The following is a 25970-nucleotide window of genomic DNA, read 5'->3' as shown; positions in this document are numbered from 1 at the left end:
CAGGAGCGAAGGATGGAGATATGACCGAATGGAGACCCATCGAGACGGCGCCGACTGATGGAACTGCCGTTGATCTCTGGATCATGCGTGATGATGGCACAGGATTCCGCGCAACAGATTCAATATTTTGCGATATATGGGTGATACCTATGTACGACAATCAAAAGTTGGGTGAGGAGCTCCTTATGGGCTCGAAAGGGCATGGTAAAATTACCCATTGGATGCCCATTCCTGTTGGTCCTGATGGGGAAGCAAATTCCTTATACTAGCAAAATGGCCGGGCATCATTGTTTCGTTGCGTTGCCATATAGACAGTTGTGGCCCGTGCTTTCCATACGAATTTTGACCTCACCGAAGATACCCTTGCTAGAATTCGCTCTGATATCTGACGAACGAACTCTTGAGCTCTTGAGCTCTTTAAGATCATAGATTGTGGCGTTCTATTTGCATTCATCATCCCCTCCCAAGGTGCGGCAAACCATAGCACAGGGTTAACGGTGCCTGACGGGTGGTCCAATCAAGATCCGTCACAGCGATGAACAATCACAGATAAAAACTCAAATGCCCGCCAAACTGCTCCGTAAAAGTTAGATCAAGAAGATTGCACGTGCGGCGCTGCCAGGCATCGCTGGCGTAAGATACTTGGCCGCATGCGAACTTTAAGGCCATTGTAGACTTTGAGGAACCGATCAAAAACGGTCGAAAATGGCATATTATCGGCATTTTCAAGAAAGGATTGCTGACAACTTCCCCGTTTACACACAGTCGTAGGTCGTGCGTTCAATTCCATTCAATGCGGAGATTTTTTCAGGTACACTGAGCTATGGAGTTAACCGAGCTTACCATCGCGGCAGTTATACTGGCAGCCGGTCAGGCAACCAGAATGCGCAATCATAGTCATAAATTGCTGGCAAAGTTTGATGGCACCCCGCTAATTAAACGAACGGTTGCAATCGCAATGGCAAGCATGTCGTCGTCCGTTACGATTGTCACAGGCTATAAGCGGGAAGATATAGAGAGTTGCATTGATGGCATGGGCGCCCATGTTGTCCATAACCCGGACTTTTCGGTAGGTATAGCCAGCTCTATTGCGGCTGGAATTTCCGAAGAACACGTAAGTTCCGCCGCCGGCGCAATAGTCTTGCTTGCCGATATGCCGAAAGTGGAAACTGAACATTTGAATAGACTGATCACGATATTTCGAGAGAACAAGGGCAACTTCATTGTTCGGGCTGTATCGGGAAGGGTGCCAGGTCACCCGATCATCCTGCCCTCAACGTTCTACGAAAGGCTGACCACATTGAAAGGCGATTTCGGCGCCCGACAAATATTGGATGCCTTCGAGCCTGATGTAATTGAGGTGGAGATCGGAAATGCAGCCATCCACGACGTAGACACACCGGAAGCAATCATTGCAGCGGGCGGGTTGCTTGATGGAGAGGCCAGCCAAACTGGGCCATAAGTGGTATGTTCCAGATGATTGCTCGTCAGCATCTGATAAATTGAGACCAGCTCCCTACCTCCGCAAGGAAGCCGATGTCGAAAAATGGAGACTTTCCCCTGGGCGCAAATAGCGATCAAAACCATTAGCCATGGCTGCGACCGCTTCAGCAGCAATTTCAGTTTCGTATAACCGCTGAAACTAGCCACAAAAATAGCATTACGGACGGCCGTTTAAGCACCTTGCGACGGTGCTGCTTCGCCAGAACTTTAAGCCACTGTCTGATGAATCGGCTGCAAAACGCAAATCCCTCCTCGCAATTGGATACTACAGCGGACACGCTGCGCCGGTCTGAACCCATGCCTTAATCAATTCTCCGAATGCTTCCTGAGTTCCCGGGACCGGTTCACGGCCTTCGCCAGGCTTCCAGCCCCAGCCGACCAGATCGTCATGGGCCATATGTTCGACGATTTCGTCGAGCGATTTGCCGCCATTGCGCTGCGGATCTTTTATCTGCGTGCAGATGGCGCCCAAAGACTTGCCTTCCCAGGCCATTTCGATCGGCGCCAGATGCCAGTTTGGATTGCCGGGGATGCTTTTAAGTGTTTCCGCTTGCCCGATGACCGTAACATTCTCCGAGCTATGGCAGGTGGTGCACATCATTCCCGGAACACCCATACCTCCTTCACCGCGGGTAACCGGAGGCTGATGCGGATGCATGGAGATGTTCTGCAGTGGCCTGTCGGCTGCCGGGTGGCAATTGACGCAGCGGGGGTGCTGGATGACCTTGCCGGCCTCTTCGAAAAGCGCAACCGAGCGCTGTTTTTCGTTGGAGATCGATTGAAAGGTGGATGCCGGTTTCAAATCGGCAGACACAGGAGCAACCTTGTCCTGCGCGAACGAAATGTTGGAAACAGCAATGACCGCATTGAGGACAAGGCACACAGATATCGAGGTGAACGTAATGCTTCGTATCATCCTGCGTCCCCTTAAGCGGAAAGAACATTGACGATCGGCAAACGCCGTACCGGGCTGTTGGTCAACCGCCGCCAGGCATTGGCGACCGCCGGACCCACGGGGGGAACACCGGGCTCGCCGACACCGGTCGGCGGTTCGGCTGATGGGATGATCGCGACGTCGACAACCGGCATCTCATTGATGCGCAACGAGCGATAGTCGTGAAAGTTCGACTGGATGATCTTTCCGCCCTGAGCAAGCGTTATGGCATCGAACAGGACAGCGCCAAGGCCGTATCCAATGCCGCCCTCCATCTGGGCCTTGATGACATTGGGATTGATCGCGATACCGCAATCGACGGCGCACCACACTTTATGCACCCGGGGAGAACCATCTTCGCCGATCGACACTTCGACGATTTGGGCCACATAGCTGCCGAAGCTCTTGACGACGGCAACACCGCGCTGGCGTCCTTCCGGGGAAGGGGAACCCCAGGCAGCCATCTCGGCAACCTTCTTCAATGTCGCCATATGCCGGGGTTCTTTGGTCAGGAGGGCCAATCGCCCTTCGACGGGGTCTTTGCCCACCTTTTCGAGCAGTTCGTCAACGAATGTTTCAACGGCGAATCCCGTATGGGTATGGCCGACCGAGCGCCACCAGAGCGGTGGCACCACAAGCGTGGTGTTATGCGACATGACACGCAAATTGGGTATGTCATAGGGCAGGTTGGAAGCCCCTTCGACCGAAGTCTCGTCGAGATCAGCCTTGGCCATGATGGATTGACCGACGATGGTCTGATCCCAGCCGACGATCTTGCCGTCAGCATCCATTGCGCCGCGCATCTTGTGGACATACATCGGCCGGTAATAACCGCCGCGAATGTCGTCTTCGCGCGTCCACATGTGCTTGAGGGGGCGGCTGCCGTCGGTGGCTGCAAAAACCGCCGCAGCTTCCTGCATATAGGGCGAGCCGAACTGGGCTTTCCGACCGAAACTGCCGCCGGTAATCTGGGTGTTCACCCGTACTTTTTCCGGGTCCAGCCCGAGAACCTTGGCAGCTGTGCTTTTGTCCATTCCCGGGAATTGCGCGCCGGTATAGACGTCGACAGAGCCGTCGGCAGCCCTGATGAAAACGGCATCGAGCGGTTCCATCGGGGCATGGGCGAGGAAGGGGAATGCAAGCACGGCTTCCAGACTCTGCACGCCCTGGCCGGTGAAGGCCTTGTCGACATCGCCATTATTGGTCGCCTGAAGACCCTTCTCGGCGAAGAGTTTTTCATAATCCGCCGTAAGCTGCTCGCTTGAGCGGGTCTCTGCCTTGGCAAGGTCCCATTCGATTGTGAGCGCCGCACGGCCCTTGAGTGCTGCAAAGGTGTTTTCCGCATAGACGGCGACACCCTGAGGGATTTGTTTGATGTCAACGACTCCCCGCACTTTCCGGGCTTCCGCATCGTCAAAGGATTTTACTGTTGCTCCGAAATGTTCCGGATGGGCGACTGTTGCATACAATATATTGTCCGCGCTCACATCGAGCGTGAAAACGGCCTTGCCATTGGTCTTGCTGACCGTATCGAGCTTCGGAAGCTCCTGTCCGATGAGGACGAAATCCTTGGGATCCTTCAGCTTGGGTTCGGCAGGCGGCGTGTGGGCCGCGGCTTTGCCGGCGAATGCGCCAAAACCGCTTTCCTTAGACGACGCCGCGTGTTTGATGCGGCCTTTCTCGACCGTGATCTCGCTGGCCGGGACCTTCCACTCCTCTGCGGCGGCAGCGACCAGCATGGCCCGTGCCGTGGCGCCGGCCTTGCGAAGCTGCTCGTAGGAATTGGCAATCGATGTGGAGCCGCCAGTGCCCTGCAAGCCAAACATGAGATTGGCATAGACCTTGTCATCCGCTGGGGAGTGAACGGCCCGCATCTGGCTCCAGTCGGCGTCAAGCTCTTCCGCCACGATGGTGGCAAGGCCGGTAAACGGGCCCTGACCAAATTCGATATGTTTGGACAAAACCGTCACCGTGTCATCGGCGCCGATCTTGACGAAGGCATTCATCTGCGACAATGCGCTGTCGCCGCCCGCCTGGACACCTTGCGACGCCCCCGCCGAGAACATTCTGGGCGCGAGGGTGAAACCTATGACGAGGCCAGCGCTTGCCAGAAAGGAGCGGCGTGTGCTTGTGATCGTGTGCAAGGTCATGGCTCAACCCTCCATCGTATCGGCAGCATTGTGAATCGCCTGCCGGATGCGGTGGTAGGTCGCGCAGCGGCAGATATTGCCCGCCATCGCCCCGTCGATATCATCGTCAGTCGGCTTTGGCGTCATCTGCAGCAGCGACACGGCAGACATGATCTGCCCGGACTGGCAATAGCCGCATTGCGGCACGTCGATCGCGACCCAGGCTTTCTGAATGGCTTCAGCCTCCTTGCCTTCGATGCCCTCGATGGTAACAACCTCTGATCCCTCAACAGTTGCAATCGGCGTAATGCAACTGCGGCGCGTCGTGCCGTCCAGATGAACGGTGCAGGCGCCGCACTGGGCTATGCCGCAACCATATTTGGTGCCGGTGAGTTTTTCGAAATCGCGCAGGACCCAGAGCAACGGAGTATCGGGATCTCCGTCGAAAGTTCGTTCCTGACCGTTCAGCTTGAAAGTGATCATTTTGATATCCCGCATCTGGCTGTGCACACAACTGGTGCTGGCTTGAGTTGGTCGTTATCCTTTTTTAACGATAACACAAAAAGCCGATCTTCCAATCAACAGGGATGTAAATAACTGGTTTTATGCGGCACCAACGAAATCCATTCTCTCGGACGCACTCTTCTCTTTGGTCCGTCAGTGGCATGCGCCGGTTTGATACGTGACCAGAAATTGATGTGGCGATAGCAAGAGGAGGGACATAGAACCCAGGAGCGACGCCGCGACAGGTGCTGCTACAAACGCTACCTCGTTGAGGGTCGCGGCGATGCCCAGAGATTTGAGCAAGCGTTCGGGGCGGGTGATGTAGTTCAGGATAGCGCGCATGTAGCCGCTGGCCGCTCCGTTGACGAAACCCGCGCAGCCCCCGCGATGACCATCAGGACGAAGGGGGCTTTCCAGGCGGCCAGAAAAGCAATGGTGGAAAAAGCAAGCGCCCGGATGACGATCAGGAGTTTCAGGTGTGCAACAGCGCTATAGGTACGGCCGAGTCGAGCGACGGGTACCGCGCCTAACACTTGTGCAGCAGTCATTGCCATGACGATGGCTGCCCCGCTTTTAGCGTCGCCAGTCAGAGGTAACGCCAAGAGAGCAAAAGCAACCGGGGCGGCAGCCTGGGAGCGGCCAGCAAGGCATTCGACACGAACCAGCGACCGAGAAGACCACGCACAGGGGGTGTATTTGTGGCGATATCAGGTGTGATGGGTACCTCGGCCTATGGTGGGTTTGCGTTGGAAACTTCACTCTGTACCGGTTGAGCGCACGATGTTCTTGTCCGGTGTCTTAGATCAACTCCTATCATCTTAGAGTGGTTTAACATGAGACGTGTCAATATCCGGGAATCTGCGACTGTTTAAACATCCTTGAAGACTCCCGGTAGTTTTCTTCTTTCGAGAGGTTTGGGTCTGGTACGTGTACCCATAATCCTTGTCGTGATCTGGCCAGCCTTCGTTCTGGCGGTCAAAAGATTGCGCGGTGCAGGACAAAACCCCTTATTGGGTTTTTCATATTGATTATCCTTGCAGTAGAATTAAACAATATTATTTTGAATCTATCCTTAAATTGTACGCAAGTTTTCAGTATATTTCTTCCTTGGTTTAGTAAACTGTTTCAATCAATATTTACGCTATATTGATTTAATGCTTGCAGTACTACTTTTGAGCCAGTTTAATGCGTCATCCGGAGTTGAACCGGAAACCGCGGGAGGTTGCGATGGACATTGAGGCGAATAAGCCAGGGGTTTCTTTTTCGAACGGGGTCTTTGTCTCGACGAGACAAGATACGGTTCCCCTTGCGGTCATCGACGGAACGCAAGGGGATGACGTTCTAAACGGAACGGATGGTGATGACCGCATCAACGGATATGGTGGCCGCGATAGCATGTTCGGGCATGATGGCGACGACGTTCTGAATGGCGGCGGTGGGTCAGATGTCCTTGATGGTGGCGACGGTGATGATTGGCTCAATACCGCTGTTGGTGATGGATTGTGGCAAGATTCTCTGTCCGGCGGTTCGGGCAATGACGTTCTTACATCCGGATACGGCAACGATTTGCTTCACGGCGGAGACGGAGACGACATCCTCATAAGCGGTGGCGGACCCATAAGCGGCAGTGTTTCCGGCAATACCGATGGCGACACCGTTTACGGTGACGCGGGCGACGATACGCTGATCGGCAGCGGTCTGAGCGATAGGCTGTACGGTGGCGTCGGCAATGATGTGCTTTTCGGCGGCAATGAACAGGATATTCTGTATGGCGATGCCGGTGCTGATTTCATGGACGGCGGCGATGGATGGGATTATGCGGACTATCGAACCGCAGATACCGGTGTGACCATCGATCTGCAAACAGGCCTAGGTCGAGGCGGCGTTGCAGAAGGCGACATTTTCCGTAACATCGAATATGTTCGCGGCAGCGACTTCTCCGACACGCTCATTGGCGATGCCGGCAACAATCTCCTCCTGGGCTTTGTCGGCAATGACAATCTGTCCGGTGGTGGTGGCAATGATCAACTGGATGGTGGTGCGGGTGATGACGTTCTGCGCGGCGACGCCGGTGACGACCGTTTCACCGGCGGGGCTGGCGCTGATCATTTCGACGGGGGCGATGGTTCAGATACGATGTTGCTTCGCTCCTATAGCGGTGTTTTTAGCCCGCTAACTGTCAATCTTGAGGCAGGCACGGCTTCAGGCGGTGCCTTTGATCCGGGCGATACCTTCACCAATATAGAAAATGTAGTCGCAACGCAGTTCAACGATATTCTCATTGGTGACGCCAAGGATAACGCGTTTACAGGTGACGACGGTGCGGATCACATTGACGGTGGAGACGGCTCGGACACGGTCATCTATTATGGTGAAGTTTTTGGTGGCGGTGGTTCCTTCGGAATTGGCGTGACTGTTGATCTTGCAACCAGCACCGTGTATGGCGCCGACGCCAATGGCGACACAATTATCAGTATCGAGAATGTCGTCGGTTCAACTTACGAAGATTCGCTTACCGGAAGCGATGAGGCCAACCGCATATCCGGGGGCGGTGGCATCGACAATGTGTTCGGGGCTGGTGGCGATGATGTTCTCACCGACCCCGACGGCGGAGATTCCCTTTATGGCGGTGCTGGTGCGGATGTTTTCGTCTTCAATTATGGAGACAGCGGTCTGATCAAGGATTTCAATTCCCTCGACGGCGACAAGATCGATCTCACAGATTTCTACGGTCCGTACGGCTTGAACAATCAGGATCCGCAAGACCTCACATTCACAGGCTATCGCGCTTTCACGGGAGAGGCAGGTCAGTTGAATCTGGTCCAGGCTTCGGATTCTACTCTCGTCCAGATCGATCTTGACGGCGACCAGACTGCAGACTTTCAGATTACTCTGGAGGGGATTTCGAACGTACTCACTTCCGATGCCTTTGAACTTTAACGGGGCTGATATCGGAGCTGAACAAGATGAAGATCAAGGCAATTCACCACGTTCCCCACTGCGTTAAATCGTCCTTAGTCTACACGCTGGCAATATACTTCAATTTTAGAAGTATATTGCCAGAGTGTAGAAATAAAAAATGTATTTGCTGTGACGATTATTTTGTATCTTACTGCAAAACCATCAGTAAATAATAGTCAAAGCGGGAAGACAGTCCATTTATAATCACCACATACATGCTGGTTTGAACAATCACCACATCGCATCACAACTCCCCCATCGACGTAACCCTCAGGTTTGACCAAGGAGACTTCGTAATGGCCGCTTTGTTGAGAAATTCCCAACGGACTGAATTCTATCTGCCGGATTCCGATCCGACTGATCCTCGTTGGTGGGAAGCTCACCTCAGGCACTCACCCATTCTGGCGACTACAGATGAAGTCATTCCGGCCGCTGTTATCGACGGTACCGAAGGAGAAGACCATCTGATTGGCACTGCGGAAGAGGACACTATCAATGGTTTGGGCGGGGACGACTTCCTGGATGGCGGCGCAGGATCTGACGACCTTTATGGCGGAGAGGGAAACGACTGGCTCACCGGCGGCCGCAACAATGAGGGCGAGCGTGACTTGCTCGTCGGCGGCGCCGGCAACGACACGCTCATCGTCGGCTATGGCGGCCTGTACGGCGGCGCTGGAGACGACGTCCTGATCAGTGGACAAACGGCTCTGACCGGTGGTTATCTGCCAAGCAACGAGCAGGGCAGTTCTCTACGCGGTGACGAAGGCAACGATCTGCTTATCGGAACGGCAGTCGATGACAAACTATACGGCGGGGATGATGATGACATTCTGCTTGGCGGTGCCGGGTATGATATCCTGGAAGGTGGTTCTGGCGCTGATGTGATTGATGGCGGCGAGGGCGATAATGATCGAGCTACCTATGAGAATTCGCTGGCGGGCATACAGATTAACCTGAAAAACGGAACGGGCCACGGAGGCGAGGCCGAGGGCGACACTCTCCGCAATATTGAACGGGTGCTGGGTACTGATTTCGCTGACACACTGATCGGAAATGACAAGGGAGTCGTTCTGGATGGTGAGGATGGCAATGATATCATCCGCGGTGGAGCCGGCGATGATGGCCTATATGGCGGTTACGGCGACGATGTCCTCGACGGCGCGGCGGGTGACGACCATCTCAGTCCCGATGTCGGAAGCGACCGGATTGATGGCGGCAGCGGTAGCGATACCATCACGTTTCGGGGATTTTTCACTTTTCCCGGAGATGAGACATTTCAACATGGAGGCGTAACGGTCGACCTTGATGCGGGCACTGTCCTGCGCGGCGATTTCCTCGAGAAAACGATCAGCAACGTCGAAAACGTCAATGCAACCGAGTACGCCGATACGCTGATTGGCAATGCCAGCGACAATATGTTCTTGGGCGGAGAGGGGGGCGACTACATCAACGGCGGCGCGGGTGTGGATACCGTCCTATACTCCGGCGATCCCTATAATGAGCGCGGCGTAGGGGTCAATCTCAATAGCGGCATCGCACAAGGTGCAGATGCGGCGGGAGACATATTGATTGGCATCGAGAATGCGATCGGCAGCCCCTATGATGACGACGTCCTGATAGGCTCAGAGGGTGCCAATCATCTCTCCGGCAATAGCGGCCGTGATAGGCTGACTGGGCTTGCCGGCGATGACACCCTGGAAGATGCTGATGGCGGCGACGACCTTTACGGTGGCGAAGGAGCCGATACCTTTGTCTTTGCTTACAGTTGGAAGAACGTTAGCTCAATTCACGATTTTGATTCGGTTGCAGGCGACAAGATCGATCTCAGTGGCTTTTACGGGGACTATGCCAATGACGAGCCCCTCGACCTGACATTTGTTGGTTACAATAACCTCACTGGCAAAGCTGGTGAGGTTGGTCTTGTTGCAGAACCTGGCATCACCCGTGTCATCATCGATGAGAACGGGGATGGTTCGGCGGATTTCAACCTCTGGGTGGATGACGTCATCACTCCGACCCTCGACGAGGGCGATTTTATATTTTGACATTTGGAGAATCCACTCCGAGTGCGTCATGCCGTGACTGAGGGGTGCGGCAGGTGATCTTCTGGCAGTCAATCCAATTAGGCAACAGCCTTGCAACCGCTCGCTTTCCTACTTCGATAAAGCGCAGGTTCGATAAACATCTCTACTGTCTCGTTCGAATGCAAAGCACTGCACGACCGCCTAAAAGTTTTCCTTCCTCACTCCTGATCTATTGCTCGGCGAACTCGCGGGTAGGGCCGTTTTGCCTGGCATGAATCAGCAGCTGCATTCGTTGCCGCTCAAGGCTTTGCCGTATGGCGCATCTCTATGCCGGACGCTACACGCAATCAGCGCTATCTCAATCTGATCGCCGACTATCCCGCGAACGAGCGAGACTACGCAACTTCACAGGCAGTTGGCACCCATTTGCTCACGTGCCTACCGCACCAAACCGAATCCCATCGCGGCCTGTAGTTAGCCCAATTAATAGAGCACTGTCGTGGCAATTAAGCATTGCGCTCCAGACGCATCAGGACTGCGAGAAATTCGTGGATCTTCCAATCTCGCATCCAGACAGGACGAGGTCGTCTTGTGTTTCGAAAGCGACCAATCCGGAAATAGCACCCTCAAGGATCGTCACATCTCGGAATTTGGCAAGGATCGAAGACAACTCCGCGGCTTCACTTGCAGCAAGATGATCGCGGAAATTATAGTAGCCTAGCAGATAGACATCGGTAATCTGCTTCCCGAGTGTCATCTGTAAGGTCTGGATCGGATTGCCTTCGCGGTTTTCAGGATAGACCGGGAAGTAAATCCGTCCCGTATTTTTCTCCCCCACCAGGGGCCCAGCCAGGCGGAAGCGGATAGAGCCTGTGCGCAAAAGATGATCTTCCGTGCGCAGCAGCAGCTCCTTGACTTCATCCGCGTTCACCCTTCCACAGATGGTTGCGTGCAGCCTTGCTTGTCTCGCGTCCATGACATCCCAAGCAATTTTGGGTGAAAAAGAGGCTTCTCGCATGGCTGCATCAACGGCGCGGAAAGCGTGGGACATCTGCAGATCCTCAATGCTAAACGGAACCGCCAGCGAGTACCGCTTCGTCTTATACCGGCCAAAATGGTAATCCTCATAGAACGGAATGACATCCGAATGTTGCGGATTGACGAGCGGGAGATGGGCGTGACGATAAATGGAATCGAGCACAAGGCGGCTTCCAGGAGAAGAACTCCATCGGATTTGGTCGTAACCGAGGCTATGATCATCGAGATAATACATTTACACTCCATTTCGATCGGTCGTAAGCAGACTATCCGTCAATGCAGCCGGTGACGACCGGCGACAAACACAAGGCCGAGAAAACTCTCCTGCCTTGCCTTTCCCGTCAAGGCTCATTCAGGTCCCCCAATTTTTAATGATCGGCACCCTTCCAACCTTGCGCGTATCCATTGTTGCATTTACTCAAGTCAGACCAATTTGCCTCGGTTCAAACAAGGGGGCGAAATACGCACTAGAGACAAAACAGGCTTTTAATCGGGATTGTGGAAATTTGGGCTACAATCAAAATTGCTCGAAATTGACTAATATTGGCATTTTCAAAGCAAGGGTTTCTGGCAATTGCCGCGATTGGAAAAACTTGGAAGCCGAACGTTTCATGCAGATTGTGGTTTCGTCTAAAAGGACGGAAACAGATAGCGCATTCCGATTTGAAGCCATGGAACATTTCTTAGTTTGACGCACTCGTGATGCCGTTCAATTTTATTGTTCATGTTTTGCTAGATTGGATCGCGATCGGTTTTACCGCTTTGCACCCCGTTTCCGCGAGCTGCGTTGGGTATCGCATTGAACGAGTGCCTTTCGATTGGTTAGCTGCCCGTCAATGTTGATGTGCCTCGGCCTATGTGACGACTATTTTAGAGCGGCAATGCGTTATAGCGACAGGCCTGTCGTTCTGTCGAAGACATGCACGCGCTCGCGACTGATGCCGGTTGAGAAGACCGTGTTCTGTTTGACCGGGTGCTCTCCATCCACAATGGCTGTGACCGGCTTGCCTGCGAGATCAAAAACAACATGGATGTAGGCTCCGGTCGGTTCCACCAGCAGCGTGTTTCCGGCAAAGGTCGTTTCTCCGGCCAACGTTGTGCTGAAATGTTCAGGACGAATGCCTATGGTTACCGGCTGACCGTGCTTGATGCGACGATCTTGCGACAAGCCGACCGCCGTTCCATCGCTCAAACGTGCAGCCGGTTTCCCATTGTCGCTGTCGATCACCCCATCCACGAGGTTCATGGCCGGCGAACCGATGAAAGCCGCAACGAAAATATTGGCTGGGGTTTTATACAGTTCCAACGGTGTGCCCTCCTGCTCGATCTTGCCATGATTGAGAACGACAATACGGTCGGCGAGCGTCATGGCTTCGATCTGGTCATGGGTAACATAGATGGACGTAGTGCCAACATTCTGGTGTAGCGTCTTGATCTCGGAGCGCATTTGCACGCGCAGTTTTGCGTCCAGATTCGACAAAGGCTCGTCGAACAGGAAGACGGCCGGATTACGGACGACCGCGCGGCCCATGGCAACGCGCTGACGCTGACCGCCGGAGAGCTGCGAGGGTTTGCGATCGAGAAATGCCGTCAGGTCAAGCATCCGGGCTGCTTCGGTAACGCGCGCCTGTATGGCCGGTTTGGTTTCACCTGCCAGCTTAAGATTGAAACCCATATTTTCAGCGACAGTCATATGCGGGTAAAGTGCATAAGACTGGAACACCATGGCGATGTTGCGCTCTCGTGGCGTCATGTCGTTGACGACATTACCGCCGATCATCACATCACCGCCGGTGATCTCCTCCAGGCCCGCAATCATGCGCAGCAATGTAGATTTGCCACAGCCCGAAGGGCCAACGAGGGCTATGAATTCACCATCGTTAACGGCCAGGGAGACATTGTGGATCACGTCGAGTGAACCATAGGTCTTGCGCAAATTTCTCAGTTCGACAGATGCCATTTCGACCTTCAATTATCAGGATTTGACCGCACCAGCCGTCAGGCCAGCGATGATGTGTTTCTGGGCGAGGAAGAAGACGATAATCGTTGGCAGTATCGTCATCGTGATGAATGCCAGCACAAGCTGCCATTCAGTGCCGAATTCACCCCGATAAACCATGATGCCGAGCGGCCAGGGATATTTTGACTCCGAGTTGAGCATGATCAATGGCAGGATATAGCTGTTCCAACTGCCGACAAAAGACACAATGCTCACCGTAGCAATGATCGGCCGGCAAAGCGGCACAGAGATATGCCAAAAAAATTTCAGATAACCGCAGCCATCAACAAAGGCGGCCTGGAACAGTTCTTCCGGCAGGTTACGGAAGTAATTGCGGAACAGAAGTATGCTCATGCCGAGGCCAAACGCCACCTGTGGCAGCACAACCCCCCAATAGGTATCGAGCAGACCCAGATCCCGGATCCGAATGAACAGCGGCAGGATTGCCGTCGCTGCGGGAAACATCAATCCGAGCAGGAAGTAGTTCAACAGGAAGGATGAGCCGAAAAACTTTACATGTGCAAACGTAAAGGCCGCCATCGACGAGGCTACGACGGTCAGGAATACGGTCAAAGCGGCAATGACCAGCGAGTTGAAGATCTGCAACCAGTATCTCTGGCCGAACAGAATGCCGGTATAGTTCGACCATCGCCATTCCGACGGTAGGCCGAAAGGATTGACGCGAAGATCACCAAGAGTCTTGAAGCCGCCCAACGCCGTTGTCAGCAATGGGACCAGCACGATAGCGGCAATCAGAGTCAGCGACGCATAAAGATAGATGCGCGTCTGGATGGATATTCGGACGGAGGTGCTTGCATCAGTCATGGCGCATGAAAATCCTCTTATACCCGAATGCGAGCGTGACGCATATGACGAACAGCACCACACCGACAGCACTTCCAAGACCGACCTGCATGCGCATGACACCGTAAGTATAGAGGAAGGTCACCATCGTCTGGGTGGAGTTTGAAGGCCCGCCACCGGTCAGGGGCATGATCATGTCGAACAGCTGGATGGAGCCGACGACCGCGAAGAAGATCGACAAGCGCAAAGTCGAGCCCAGCATGGGCAATGTGACGTAGCGGAACTTCTGCCACCCCGTTGCGCCGTCGATTTCAGCAGCTTCCAGCACGTTCTTGTCGACCGACTGCAGGCCAGCAATAAACAACATCATATGGAATCCGAAATATTTCCACACGACGACTGCCAGCACGGCATAGATTGCCAAATCTCGGTCGGCCAACACATAGGGCGTGGCAAAGCCGAAGAAGTTGGATATAGCGGCGAACAGGCCGTAGTCGCCGTCATAAACGAAGCGCCAGATCAGACCAGCAGCGACGTCCGCCAGTACGTAAGGAAGAAAGAAGATCAGGCGGAAGGCCACGACGCCCGGGATACGGTGCGCCAGCATCATCGCCAGCCAGATAGCCAATGGAACTTGGATGCAGATCGATACAACAATGATCAAGCCGTTGTTGATCAGCGCCTGTGAAAAGGCAGCGTTGCCAAATAGAATCTGGAAATTACGCAGTCCGACAAATTCTGTAGGAGTACCGTAACCGTTCCATTTATAAAGGCTGTACCAAGCGGCTTCGCCCATGGGCAGGATGACGAACATTGTAAACAGCAGAAGGGCCGGAGGCAGGAAAATCAGGAGGGTCAACTTTCGGTCGTGTGCAACCGAGCTTTGCTTTCTCCTGCTTTTTGCTGCTTTCATGATGGTTGGCGCTACCGCCGTGGTTATAGATGTATTGGTCATGTGATCCGCCTTGCGGTTCGGGCCGGTCAAGTCTCCCGCAGCGGTCGCACAAGCCATTGCACGGGAGACTTGCTCATCAAGCTTATTGTTCCAGCTCGAAAGCGTCCTGGATCTGTTGGGCGCCTTCCTCCGAAGTCATCTGGCCGGAAACAATTTCCACCGAGACATCATTGACCACACGACCGATGGCCGCGCCCAGGGTCTGGTCGAAAAAGTTTTGGTGCCAGGTGGAGGCCGCAAGCTGTTTTGCCGAATCTGCCAGCAGAGGATTGGTCACACCAGCTTCCGCACCCACTGCCACTGGCAGGATCATGCCGGCCTGTGCCATTTTCTTCTCGTTGTCGGTATTTGTCAGGAAGGTGGCGAAGTCGATCGCCTCTTTTGAGGCTTTCTTGGTCAAGGCCCAGCCGTTCAGGCCGCCGAGTGTATCGGTTGCAGCACCGGCGCCGCCTTCAACGGCCGGAAAGGCAAAACGGCCAATATTGTCCGGCGCAAGACCTTTGCCGTCACCGGCATTCTTGCGCTGGTTGGCTTCGGTATTGTCGAAACCAAGGATCATCGCTGCTTTGCCATCGCCAAATACACCAAGTGCTTGTGGCCAGGAAGCGCCAAGATAACCCGGCTGAAAAGGCTCCAGCTTGCCGAATTCTGCAAGCTGTTCGCCAGCCTTGATAATAGCTGGGTCCATGAAACCTTCGCCCTCGCCAGTGCGTGCGGCTTCGAACACTTTCTGCCCGCCGTTGCGCATTACAAGATAGCTCCAATAGAAGTGGATAGGCCACTTCTCGCCACCACCACCGGCGATAGGTACCACACCAGCGCTCTTGATCTTTGTCACAGCGCTGCCGAGATCGGACCAGTTTTTGATGTCTTCTGCCTTCACGCCAGCCTTAGCGAACAGCTCCTTATTGTAGAAGAAGCTAACGAGGCTGACCCTGTAAGGCACGGCCCAGAGCTTGCCATCAAAGCTCAGGCCGGTGATGGCAGCCGGATTATAAGCGTTGCGCAGCTTGCCGCCATCCGCGTCAAAGGCTGCCGTAATATCCTGAAGGGAGCCGGTCTTGGACTGTTCCTGCAAAACTCCACCACCCCAACTATAAAATAAATCGGGTACGTCATCAGACTGCAGAAGGGTTGGCAGCTTCGCCTTGAACGCTTCGTTTTCGAGGAACTGCAGTTGAATATCCACATCTGGATGCTGCGCTTCATATGCGGTGGCGATCTCCTCCCAGACGGCCACGGCTTTCGGGTCCAGTTCAACGTGCATCCACTTTACAACTGTTGCTGCGGATGCGCTGGTTGCGCCGAGCACAAGGGTCATGCTTGTTGTGGCGGCAAAAGTAATCAGCTTGTCGCGAAGGCTTGCGCCTTCGTGCATATAAGTCATGATCATATTCCTCCCATGGGGGAAATTCCTCACAAATTATTCCCCTATACGGATTAATTCAGCTTAGCCTTGGTACAATGTCAAGCTAAAACAGTAGATATATTGGCATATTGGCTTGACATACCATAGGCAGCGTCTGTTATTTAATCCGTTATCCGATAAAAATACGCCGTGTTCAACGTCAATATTGGTGTCATTGCAGCAGGATCTTATGAAAACCGCCGACCCAGAACTCATGCGGGCAATCAACCGCTTCAGCGTGCTCGATACCGTGCGTCGTCATGGCCCGATCTCACGGATCGAGATCAGCGGGCGAACTCAGCTTTCAACAACGACAGTCTCCGCCATCACGGCCTCACTGCTTGATGATGGACTCATCCTCACCCGCCACGAGGGGGACATCCGCACTGAGGGTGTGCGTGGTCGTCCTCGGGTGATGCTCAAACTCAACCCGGAAGCGGCGCGGGTGGTTGGTGCAAAGATCGCGGCCAGCCGGATGATGTTTGTTGTCACCGATTTTTGCGGCGACGTTCTTTCCACGCTGTCATTGCCCATCAGGGTGGACCGCCAGCCAATCGGGGTGATTGCCGATCTGGTGGAGGATGGCGTCAGGCGTTGCGTCGTGGATGCCGGGCTTTCGTTGGAAGACGTTGATATGGTCTGCCTCGGTTTGCCTGGCGTGATCGAACACCGCACCGGGCGGATTCGCAGCAGTCCAATTTTTCGCGAGATAAATGTCGATTTTGCCGATGAGATGACCCGCCGCCTTGGCGCTCCGACGATCATCGAAAGCGATGCCCATGCTGTTACGTTGGCGCATCACTGGTTTGGAAGCGCTCGTGATCTTAACGACATGGTTCTGATTTCGCTCGAACAGACGCTTGGCCTCGGTGTGCTGCACGACAACCAGTTGTTTCGCGGAGCGGGAGGCCTCAGCCACAATCTGGGTGATCTTGTGCTGAGTGCGGGATCGGCGGGCACGGTGCGGCTGGCAAGTCAGGCGGGGGAAAATGCCATTCTCGGGGCGAGATCTGCCGATGGACGCTTCGCGGAAGCGATCCGTCTTGGGCGCGGCATGCAACATGCGCAGACGCTGGTGAAGGCGGAAGACAATGAACTGATCAACGCTGCCATCCGTGCAGGAAGCGCTGTTGGCGTGACGCTTGCCAACATAGTTACTTTGTTTGCACCACCGCTCGTCATCATTGTTGGCTCCAGTCTGGAGTTGGGCGCGCCTTTCATCAATGCACTTCAGGACGCTTATGAAACGGCCGTTCCGCCATCGCTCAAGGGCGTTGCTGAATTGGTTTTTCATAATTCGAGTGATGAACTGTGGGCGCAGGGGGCTGCGGCAGTCGCACTTCACGAGCTTTACGAGTCGCCATGGAGCACCACGGGCCCGGCGCTCTGACATGCAAAGTTAGAACAATCCAAGGGAGGAAAGAATGGACAAGGTCGGTATAGGGATCATCGGTTGCGGCAATATTTCGGGAGCTTATCTCAAAGCGATGGCATCCTTCCCAATCCTTGATATTCGCGGGATTGCCGACCTTAACCATGCACTTGCCGAGGCCAAGGCGTCAGAATTTGGAGTTTCTGCACGCAGCATCACTGATCTACTAGCGGATCCAGATATCGAGATTATCGTTAACCTGACCATCCCCAAGGCTCATGTGGAGGTCGGCCTTCGCATACTGGACGCTGGCAAGCACGCCTATTCAGAAAAACCTCTCGGAATCAACTTCGCCGAGGGAAAAAAGCTTGCCGATGCCGCAAAGGCTAAAGGCTTGAGGGTCGGGGCTGCACCGGACACGTTCCTGGGTGGCGGTCATCAAACGGCGCGCACCTTGGTTGATCAGGGTGTTCTGGGGCAACCGGTTGGCGGCACGGCAACCTTCATGTGCCCCGGCCATGAACGTTGGCACCCAAACCCGGACTTCTATTATGAGGTGGGTGGTGGGCCCATGCTGGACATGGGACCTTATTACCTCACTGGTCTTGTCGATCTCCTTGGTCCCGTGGCGCAGGTTGCGGGTTTTGCAATAGCGCCACGCAAGAAACGTCTGATCACGAGTGAACCAAGGAACGGCGAGTTTATTCCCGTTGATGTAGCAACCCACGTTGCAGGTGTGATGGCATTTGAAAACGGTGCTGTCGTGCAGGTCGGGATGAGTTTCGATGTGGCGGGGCATAAACACCTGCCACTTGAGGTCTATGGTACTGAAGGCACGTTGATCGTGCCGGACCCCAATCATTTTGGCGGTGAGGTGCAACTGCTCAAAAAGGGTGGTGCTTTTGAAGTGCAGGATCTGTCATCGCCCTATGCCGATGGCAATTACCGTTCGATAGGCGTCGCCGATTTGGCGCATGCCATTCGTTCAAAACGTCCCCACCGCGCAAATGGTGATCTGGCTTTGCATGTTCTAGAAATCATGGAGGCATTCCAGACTGCAGCCGGTAGTGGTCAGACTGTCGCGATCACCACACGGACGGCGCGTCCGGCAGCGCTTTCGGAATCTCTGGTCGATGGCCAGTTGGCAAGGTAATGCGAGGAGAAAAAACTATGCGTGAAGCACTGATTGTTTGGGGTGGCTGGAGTGGGCACGAACCGGAAGAATGTTCGGTTATCGTCAAGGACATTCTGGAGCAGGAGGGTTTCAAGGTCTATGTCGAACATGGCACCGAAGCCTTTGCGGACCCGTCCATTCATGATCTGAGCCTGATCGTTCCAATTATGACCATGTCGAAGATCGAGAAGGAAGAAGTGAAAAACCTCACGGCGGCGGTTGAAAGCGGTGTGGGGCTTGCTGGCTATCATGGCGGGGCTGGCGATAGTTTTCGCGACAGCGTAGATTACCAGTTCATGGTTGGCGGTCAGTGGGTAGCCCATCCGGGCAACATCATCGATTACAAAGTAAACATCACAAGGCCTGATGATCCTATCATGAAGGGCATCGAGGATTTTCCGTACAGCTCGGAGCAATACTACATGCATGTTGATCCGTCCAATGAGGTGCTGGCAACGACTACTTTCACGGGTGACCATGCCTGGTGGATTGACGGTGTGGTGATGCCGGTGGCTTGGAAGCGCAAGCACGGCGAGGGTAAGGTTTTCTATTCCGCTCTTGGACATCAGGCTAAAGAATTTGCTGTTCCGCAAATGCAGACGATCTTTCGGCGTGGTGCTCTCTGGGCAGCGCGATGAGGATATGTTAGGCCCTTGCAACATTCGAGAATCCGCTATTATTGGCATTTTCAAAGGAAGGGTTGCTGATAACTTCCCTGTTTGTACGCAGCAGTAATCTGTAATTCGTGGGTTCGAGTCTAATCAAAGCGCTGAAATCTCCGCGGGCAGTCCGATTCAGTACCTCCACATATCGCGTTCAGCCGTTGGCGTCAGGGCGTCCATGGTGATAGCAAAGCTCGATGATCGTCATGACCGAACTTCGAGCACTAGACGTCTCTCCGGAGAGATCGGGTACGGAGCCGTCCTATATCAGCGCCGCGAGCGGTCTGGTCTGCGTCGGCTCGCACATCTATGTTGTTGCGGATGACGAACTTCACCTCGGGGTGTTTTCCATGGGTGACACCGGACCAGGACATCTGATCAGCCTGTTTGCAGGCGACTTGCCCGACGTCAAGGCTGAGCGAAAGCGCCAAAAGCCGGACGTGGAGGCAATCGTCCTCATCCCGGCCTTCGACGGGTTTTCATATGGCGCTTTGCTGGCTTTGGGATCGGCATCGAGGCCCAACCGCGGGCGCGGTATTCTCCTTGGGCTTGGTCCACAAGGTGGGATCAACCGTTCACCGGAGCAAGTCGATATGGCCCCGTTGCTTAGCCCGCTTCATCAAGCGTTCGCCGATCTCAACATCGAGGGAGCAGCCGTAATTGGCGATGAACTTCTGCTATTTCAGCGAGGTAACAGAAGAAAAATTGACAACGCGATTATCCATTACCCGCTGGAGCCAGTTCTGAAGGCTTTGCGAGGTGTAGATACCGTTGCCTTGGAGCCATCCACTATCACTAGAGTGGGACTTGGTTCCATAGAGGGCGTTCCCCTTTGCTTCACCGATGCGTCGGCTCTACCGAACGGTGACGTGGTGTTCTGTGCCGTGGCGGAGGATACCGACGACGCGTATCTTGATGGACGCTGCGTAGGAGCCGCGATCGGGATCGTTGACAAACATGGGCAATTGCATTCGCTGCACCATCTCGAACAGCCATACAAGGTGGAAGGTATCAGCGCTCACATGGAAAATGACACGCTGGACCTGCTTCTCGTTACCGATGCGGACGACCCCGCGATACCGGCAAAACTGCTGTCTGCGTCCCTCGCACTGTAGGCTGTGCTTCCCTGATCGTAGCACCGATGCCCTTATCCGCAGCAGGCGTTTTTGCTCACGCTCGGTCCCAACATGTCACTGCTGTCTTGTGGCTTCGTTTTCCAGCCAACGATCGCGTGGCTGAAACAAGGTGACCGACAAATACGAAGGCAGAGCGCGCCCGCCTGTTCGATGATTATACCGTCCGTGTCGTGGTTGCTTGGTCTTCTGGCCGGCGCTTCATCTCATGTTTCCGTCTCAGATTATTCGGGGTCTTGCTACAGTCATAACGATTACAGGAAGATGAACTATATCGATCTGACATGCGTTCAATCGCGAAGGGTTACATTAGGGAGCGTGCAGTTGACTGAAGTAGAACTGAAACTTGAAATTGATGTCGCCAGTTTTGAGCGGATTGCGTCATCGGGCTTGCTCGGCGATCCGGATGAGACGATCGAGCAGACCTCAACCTATTTCGACACTAGCGACAATTCATTTTTTGCCGAGGGCTTCACGCTGCGGATCCGAAAGGTCGGCACTGCCAGGACGCAAACCGTGAAGGTGACAGGTCCAAGCGCGTCGATCTTCGCGCGGAGCGAATGGGAGACGCCTGTGACCGGTGACAACCCGCTGATCGACTATACAAGCCCATTGATGAACGAGTTCGGCGAACGAACAAAGGATGTCCAGCCGAAGTTCGAGGTCGTCAACGAGCGGCGGATCTGGAACGTTACGGAGAACGGTTCGAACATCGAGGTCGCACTCGACAGGGGATTCGTACGGTCTGTTGCCCGCGAAACTCCTATCCTTGAGCTGGAACTGGAACTCAAGAACGGCAACTCGAAAGATCTGTTCGCACTGGCCCGAAAAATCGAAGGCATTGTCCCTGTCAAGTTCGGGGTCCTGTCCAAGGCCGAGAGAGGGTTTCAACTGCTGGAGGCCGAGCGAGCCGTCGTGAAAGCCGAGCCGGTCGAATTGGATCGCGGGGACATTGCCTGCCAGTCTTTTCAGGCGATCGCCCACTCGTGCTTCCGACAGTTTCGTCTGAATGAGACGATCCTGCGCAGCAGGAAAAACGAGGAATCGCTGCATCAGGCTCGTGTCGCGCTCCGACGCCTCCGCTCGGCCATCACCCTGTTCAAGCCGATGTTGCATGACGATGAGGCGAAAAGATTATCGGCCGAGTTCCGGTGGCTGGCGGACACTCTCGGGGAAGCGCGAAATCTCGATGTGCTTCTGCCGAAAGCCAAGGCAGATGAGCTGCGCAACAGTCTCACCGAGAAAAGAACCGTCGCATATGGCAATGTCATTGAGGCGCTCGACAGCTCTCGGGCGAGGGCGCTCATGCTCGATTTCAACGAATGGCTTAACTGTGGCGATTATTTGACGAATGCCGCGACGAGAGACGTGCGTGAGTGCCCGGCAACCGAATTTGCCGGCGAGGCGCTCGACAAAGCGCGCAAGAAACTCAAGAAGCACGGGCAGGATCTGTCTGCGGTGGGTGACGAGCATCGTCATGAGGCCCGCAAGGATGCAAAAAAGCTTCGCTATGCAGCCGAGTTTTTTCGTTCTCTGTTCCCTGACAAACGAGGCGTGCGGCGATACAAGCGTTTTGTTGGCGCGATGGAGGCGCTGCAGGACGAGCTCGGCGCTCTTAATGATCTGGCGACAGGACCCGAGGTCTTGGAGGCGCACGGTTTGCGTGTCCTCGCCGGAGCGGACAAACTGATTGTCCATACCGACAAGGCGAAGCTGATCCGATCGGCTGAGGACGCATTGGATGACGTCCTCGATGCCAAGAGGTTCTGGCGCTGAAAGCGGGGGAAGTTTGTTCATGTCACAGGGAGCTCTCTTAAACGCGGGCCCGCAGGAGTGCCGACGTCTCACCGCGGCTTTGCGGCAGCGCTCGGGCAGTTTTCCAGCTCAGAACGCCTGGATGCCACGAAACCAATGATAGGCAACCTGCTATTCCACAATGCCCAGAAGGCGGGCCCTGTTCGAACTGATATCAGCTTCAGATACTTGGTATGTATGACGACCACAGTTTGTTCGCTACCAAAAAAGACACGCAGGCGAAAGCGCAGATCGCTGATCTGGTCGGCATATTCATGAGTGGATTCTCTATACGCGGTGAATCCCGGATGCTGTCATCGGCGCATCCTTCGAAAACTCCGATATTCGATCATCGCCATCTCTCCTCCTGCCAGCAGAATGAAAGTGCCAAAAAAAGCTGGAACTACGCCCACTTTGAATATCAGCAGGGCACCAAGGAAAGGCTACAGAATGGCCCGATAACATGTGCGTCAGGGGTCGCGTTACGCAAGGTAGCTGCAATGTGAGTTGTGTATGAGGCGAAGGGTGCCACGAAGCTGCGACGGTGGGGAAGCTGAGAGCATCGGGTACCGGCACAATATCTCGATTTGAGGTGTAACCGTGAAAGTTTTGATTGTTGAAGACGAGGCAGAATTCGCCAACACGCTGCGAACAGCGCTTGAGCGAGAGCGCTTCGTTGTCGACCAGGTGGATCGCATATCGATGGCGCAGGAAGCAGCCATGTCGGGATCTTATGATCTGGTGCTGCTGGATCGCACTTTGCCGGATGGAGATGGCCTTTCGCTCCTTCCGATATTGCGCGAAAACCATCCTGGTCTTCCGGTCATCGTATTAAGCGCGCGCGGCGAAGTGATCGACCGTATTACTGGTCTCGACCGAGGCGCTGACGACTATCTCATCAAGCCGTTTGATGTAGACGAGATGTTTGCCCGCATTCGCGCGGTACGGCGGCGACCCGCGGAGTTGGGGAGCGAGGAAATCCATGTCGGCGCGCTTGTGTTCGACGTTACCAATGACGAGGCGAGCGTGGGAGGTGTCAGGCTTGATCTACCCCGCCGAGAGTTGCGCGTTCTCACAGTGCTCGTGAAACGCCGCGGGAGAACCGTCTTGAGAGAATCTCTCGAGCAGGCAGTCTATGGTTTTGACGATGAGGTGCAGTCGAACACGCTCGACTCCCACATCTCGCGTCTTCGCCGCAAGCTCACTGATTCGAGTGCACAGGTTGAGATTCACGCGATCAAAGGGGTTGGCTACCTGTTGAAAGATCTGTCATGAAGCGAGGTTCGACTTCGCTGAAGCGCCCGCTGATCGTCAAGCCGCTGATCTTCCAGCTCGCGACATTGCTCATCGCATGCACATTCTTCATGGCTTTGGCGCTTCGCATGGACAGCGGCGGCCTCTACACCGACGAAGCCATCACGCCGGTGATCGCGCGAGCGATCGTCCGTGAGCAGAACGGGAATCTCTCAGTTCGCGAGACGCCAGAACTGGCCGAGCTTCGCGAGAAATCCCCCGATCTCTGGTTTGTTGCCGAGGACGATTCCGGCCGAAACGTGACGTCCGGCGGCGTCCCGTCGCAATATGCATCGCTTTTGGGGCGGCTGGGTGATCTGTCCTATGCGCACCTGCGCGATCGGTCGCCGCCTTACCGCCTGTCGGCCGTCATCCGGCGAGAGGTCGCTCCGGCTGGAACCTTGACTATTCTTGGACATGGCAAGCTGACGGGCGTCAGTCTCGTCGTTCTTCTTGCGTCGAATTTAATTGTCATTCCCATCTTCATTGCACTGGCGCTGATTTCGCTGCTCGTGACGCCCTGGATCGTTCGGAAAGCGCTCGCCGGTGTATCCAGGATTGCCCGGGAGGCGGAGCAGATTGACGCAAACCGCCGTGGGCGACGGCTGAGCGAGGAGCATGTACCAACTGAGATTGCGCCGCTGGTGCGAGCCGTGAACGACGCCCTGCGGAGGCTTGACGAGGGCTATGAGCGGCAGCGGCGTTTCATCGCCTCTGCCGCGCACGAACTGCGCACGCCCATTGCCATCCTTCGCCTAAAAGTGAACACCGCAGTTGAGCCAGCCACGCGGAAGCTGGGTGCTGATGTGGCACGACTGAGCAATCTCGCCGAGCAGATGCTTGATATTCAGCGCCTGGATTCCGACAGGAACGACGAAAGCGTCGACCTTGGGACACTCGCCCGTGGTGTTGCGGCGGATCTGGCACCGCTGCTGATTGCATCAGAACGCACCATTGAGGTGCAGATCGAAGGTGTGTCATCGATTCGCGGTGATGCGGGTGCGATCGGGCGCGCGATGACAAATCTCGTCCAGAATGCGATCGAGCATGGCGGGCGTCATGTCATCGTGCGCGTACTGGAATCAGGCTTCGAGGTGGAGGACGATGGTCCGGGTATACCGCCCGAGGAGCGTGAGCGTGTATTCGAACCGTTCCACCGCCTGCGACCGCGTTCGACGGGGAGCGGGCTCGGCCTTAATCTGGTGCAGCAGATAATTGAGCGGCACGATGGGCGAGTTTCGATCTTAAGCGCGCCTGGCGGCGGCACGATCGTGCGTGCCGATTTTGGGTCGCGCTAACGCTTTTCTGAACGAGCCCATGTTCTCGCAATCTTGCCCTGCTTTCCTAGCGGTATCGCCGCTGACGGCGCCGAAAGGAGACCAAGTACATGACAAGACAAAATTCTATCCGTCGATACCGACCTGTCTTGATGGCGCTCGCCGCGCTTATGGGCACAGGTATTGCGGGCAGCGCATCCGCAATCGATTGGGGGCGCGAAGCCCACCAGGAAGACAGCAGAACCTGCGAGCGTTTTGGCGCGGTTCACGGCAGGGAGTATACGAGATGCATGATTGAACAGCAGCGCCGCCGCGACGACGCTCTGCTCAATGCTTCCGAGCAGCAACGGAACAACGCTGAAGCCGCACGCAACAATGTGGAGACAGTTCGCAGGATGCGCTGCAACCGCGAAGCGGAGCGTGCGCGCGAACGCGGGGAGCGGCCACAATGGTGCCGTTGATCTCCCGGCGGCGGTTCAGCAAAGCAATCTGCGCGTTCGCCGTGTTGGCGGGTACGCAGAGAACTGGTTTGGCGGATGAAAGCACGCCGAACGATTCGTCGCCGAATCTAGATACCCAGCCGATCGTTTATCCCGAGACAAAGCGCGATGCGGTAAGCGAAACGCATTTCGGCGTGTCTGTGCCCGATCCGTATCGTTGGCTCGAAGGTGATCCTCGCACCGACACGGAGGTCGCTGCCTGGATCGACGCGCAGCAGAGCGTCACGACAGAGTATTTATCTAGCCTTCCCGGCCGAGACGCCTTCCGCCGATCGCTCGCCTCGACATACGATTATGAGCGCCTCGGCATTCCGCAGAAGAGCGGGGACCGCTACTTCTTCACGCGCAAAGCCGGCAATCAGAACCAGCCCGTACTGATCATGCGTGAAAGCGCGGGTCGCGAGCGTGTCCTGCTCGATCCAGCGAGATGGTCGACGGATAGCACCATCGCGTTTGCGGAATGGGGGGCATCACGAGACGGGTTGCGTGTTGCTATTCATTAATTT

Annotated in this window: 23 protein-coding genes; 14 read left to right on the top strand and 9 right to left on the bottom strand. The window is 55.0% G+C overall.

Going from position 1 to position 25970, the window contains the following annotated elements; translation table 11 throughout:
- Window positions 1–20 precede the first annotated feature (20 nt).
- Together V9K95_RS18445 and V9K95_RS18440 are read left to right on the top strand one after the other, a co-directional pair.
- Window positions 21–269, top strand: coding sequence for a hypothetical protein (locus V9K95_RS18445; protein ID WP_115053883.1), 249 nt, complete (start codon window positions 21–23; stop codon window positions 267–269).
- A 554-nt stretch (window positions 270–823) separates the two neighbouring features.
- Window positions 824–1462 (top strand): nucleotidyltransferase family protein, encoded by a 639-nt coding sequence (locus V9K95_RS18440; RefSeq protein ID WP_336441663.1) that lies wholly within the window; start codon window positions 824–826, stop codon window positions 1460–1462.
- 306 nt (window positions 1463–1768) lie between these two features.
- Here V9K95_RS18440 and V9K95_RS18435 read toward each other — a convergent pair whose 3' ends face one another.
- The 4 genes from V9K95_RS18435 to V9K95_RS18420 all read right to left on the bottom strand — a co-directional run bounded on the left by V9K95_RS18435 (window position 1769) and on the right by V9K95_RS18420 (window position 5624).
- Window positions 1769–2419: an Isoquinoline 1-oxidoreductase subunit gene (locus V9K95_RS18435; RefSeq protein WP_336441664.1), complete on the bottom strand. Its 651-nt coding sequence runs from the start codon at window positions 2417–2419 to the stop codon at window positions 1769–1771.
- A gap of 11 nt (window positions 2420–2430) precedes the next feature.
- Window positions 2431–4587, bottom strand: coding sequence for a xanthine dehydrogenase family protein molybdopterin-binding subunit (locus V9K95_RS18430; RefSeq protein ID WP_336441665.1), 2157 nt, complete (start codon window positions 4585–4587; stop codon window positions 2431–2433).
- A 3-nt stretch (window positions 4588–4590) separates the two neighbouring features.
- A complete protein-coding gene (locus tag V9K95_RS18425) occupies window positions 4591–5049 on the bottom strand; it encodes a (2Fe-2S)-binding protein (RefSeq protein ID WP_307276386.1) in 459 nt (152 codons plus the stop codon).
- Window positions 5050–5396: 347 nt separating this feature from the next.
- Window positions 5397–5624 (bottom strand): hypothetical protein, encoded by a 228-nt coding sequence (locus V9K95_RS18420; protein ID WP_336441666.1) that lies wholly within the window; start codon window positions 5622–5624, stop codon window positions 5397–5399.
- Between the two features lie 673 nt (window positions 5625–6297).
- On the opposite strand from V9K95_RS18420, the gene V9K95_RS18415 reads away from it, so the two are divergent.
- Window positions 6298–8010, top strand: a complete 1713-nt coding sequence (locus tag V9K95_RS18415; protein ID WP_336441667.1) for a calcium-binding protein — start codon at window positions 6298–6300, stop codon at window positions 8008–8010.
- A gap of 317 nt (window positions 8011–8327) precedes the next feature.
- Entirely contained in the window at window positions 8328–10076 is a 1749-nt protein-coding gene (locus tag V9K95_RS18410) for a calcium-binding protein (RefSeq protein ID WP_336441668.1), read from the top strand.
- Between the two features lie 508 nt (window positions 10077–10584).
- Here V9K95_RS18410 and V9K95_RS18405 read toward each other — a convergent pair.
- From V9K95_RS18405 to V9K95_RS18385, 5 genes are all read right to left on the bottom strand, one after another.
- On the bottom strand, window positions 10585–11328 hold the full coding sequence (locus tag V9K95_RS18405; RefSeq protein WP_336441669.1) for a hypothetical protein: 744 nt from the start codon (window positions 11326–11328) through the stop codon (window positions 10585–10587).
- Window positions 11329–11979: 651 nt separating this feature from the next.
- Window positions 11980–13053, bottom strand: a complete 1074-nt coding sequence (locus tag V9K95_RS18400; protein WP_336441670.1) for an ABC transporter ATP-binding protein — start codon at window positions 13051–13053, stop codon at window positions 11980–11982.
- A 15-nt stretch (window positions 13054–13068) separates the two neighbouring features.
- A complete protein-coding gene (locus tag V9K95_RS18395) occupies window positions 13069–13917 on the bottom strand; it encodes a carbohydrate ABC transporter permease (RefSeq protein ID WP_336441671.1) in 849 nt (282 codons plus the stop codon).
- Entirely contained in the window at window positions 13910–14851 is a 942-nt protein-coding gene (locus V9K95_RS18390; RefSeq protein WP_442958584.1) for a carbohydrate ABC transporter permease, read from the bottom strand. The genes V9K95_RS18395 and V9K95_RS18390 overlap by 8 nt, the downstream gene beginning before the upstream one ends.
- Window positions 14852–14933: 82 nt before the next feature.
- The gene (locus V9K95_RS18385) at window positions 14934–16238 is read right to left on the bottom strand and encodes an ABC transporter substrate-binding protein (protein WP_336441672.1); all 1305 of its coding nucleotides are present in this window, start codon (window positions 16236–16238) and stop codon (window positions 14934–14936) included.
- A gap of 211 nt (window positions 16239–16449) precedes the next feature.
- Here V9K95_RS18385 and V9K95_RS18380 point away from each other — a divergent pair, with 211 nt between their 5' ends.
- From V9K95_RS18380 to V9K95_RS18335, 10 genes are all read left to right on the top strand, one after another.
- A complete protein-coding gene (locus tag V9K95_RS18380) occupies window positions 16450–17649 on the top strand; it encodes an ROK family transcriptional regulator (protein ID WP_336441673.1) in 1200 nt (399 codons plus the stop codon).
- Window positions 17650–17683: 34 nt separating this feature from the next.
- Complete coding sequence (locus tag V9K95_RS18375) at window positions 17684–18784, top strand: Gfo/Idh/MocA family protein (RefSeq protein ID WP_336441674.1); 1101 nt, start codon at window positions 17684–17686, stop codon at window positions 18782–18784.
- Window positions 18785–18801: 17 nt separating this feature from the next.
- The gene (locus V9K95_RS18370) at window positions 18802–19443 is read left to right on the top strand and encodes a ThuA domain-containing protein (protein WP_336441675.1); all 642 of its coding nucleotides are present in this window, start codon (window positions 18802–18804) and stop codon (window positions 19441–19443) included.
- A gap of 230 nt (window positions 19444–19673) precedes the next feature.
- Window positions 19674–20582, top strand: coding sequence for a DUF6929 family protein (locus V9K95_RS18365; protein WP_336441676.1), 909 nt, complete (start codon window positions 19674–19676; stop codon window positions 20580–20582).
- Between the two features lie 336 nt (window positions 20583–20918).
- A complete protein-coding gene (locus V9K95_RS18360) occupies window positions 20919–22376 on the top strand; it encodes a CYTH and CHAD domain-containing protein (protein ID WP_442958589.1) in 1458 nt (485 codons plus the stop codon).
- A gap of 212 nt (window positions 22377–22588) precedes the next feature.
- On the top strand, window positions 22589–22900 hold the full coding sequence (locus V9K95_RS18355; protein WP_336441678.1) for a hypothetical protein: 312 nt from the start codon (window positions 22589–22591) through the stop codon (window positions 22898–22900).
- A 94-nt stretch (window positions 22901–22994) separates the two neighbouring features.
- The gene (locus V9K95_RS18350) at window positions 22995–23669 is read left to right on the top strand and encodes a response regulator transcription factor (protein ID WP_336441679.1); all 675 of its coding nucleotides are present in this window, start codon (window positions 22995–22997) and stop codon (window positions 23667–23669) included.
- On the top strand, window positions 23666–24985 hold the full coding sequence (locus V9K95_RS18345; protein ID WP_336441680.1) for a sensor histidine kinase: 1320 nt from the start codon (window positions 23666–23668) through the stop codon (window positions 24983–24985). Before V9K95_RS18350 ends, V9K95_RS18345 begins: the two co-directional genes overlap by 4 nt.
- 89 nt (window positions 24986–25074) lie before the next feature.
- Window positions 25075–25425 carry a hypothetical protein gene (locus V9K95_RS18340; protein ID WP_336441681.1) on the top strand — a complete coding sequence of 117 codons (351 nt, stop codon included), beginning with the start codon at window positions 25075–25077 and terminating at the stop codon, window positions 25423–25425.
- Entirely contained in the window at window positions 25413–25967 is a 555-nt protein-coding gene (locus tag V9K95_RS18335; RefSeq protein WP_336441682.1) for a hypothetical protein, read from the top strand. The genes V9K95_RS18340 and V9K95_RS18335 overlap by 13 nt, the downstream gene beginning before the upstream one ends.
- Window positions 25968–25970 lie beyond the last annotated feature (3 nt).

The organism is Phyllobacterium sp. CCNWLW183, assembly GCF_037203775.1.
GTDB lineage: Bacteria > Pseudomonadota > Alphaproteobacteria > Rhizobiales > Rhizobiaceae > Phyllobacterium > Phyllobacterium ifriqiyense.
The sequence above is the reverse complement of the archived record's forward strand: the minus strand, read 5'-3'. Positions and strand labels throughout refer to the sequence as shown.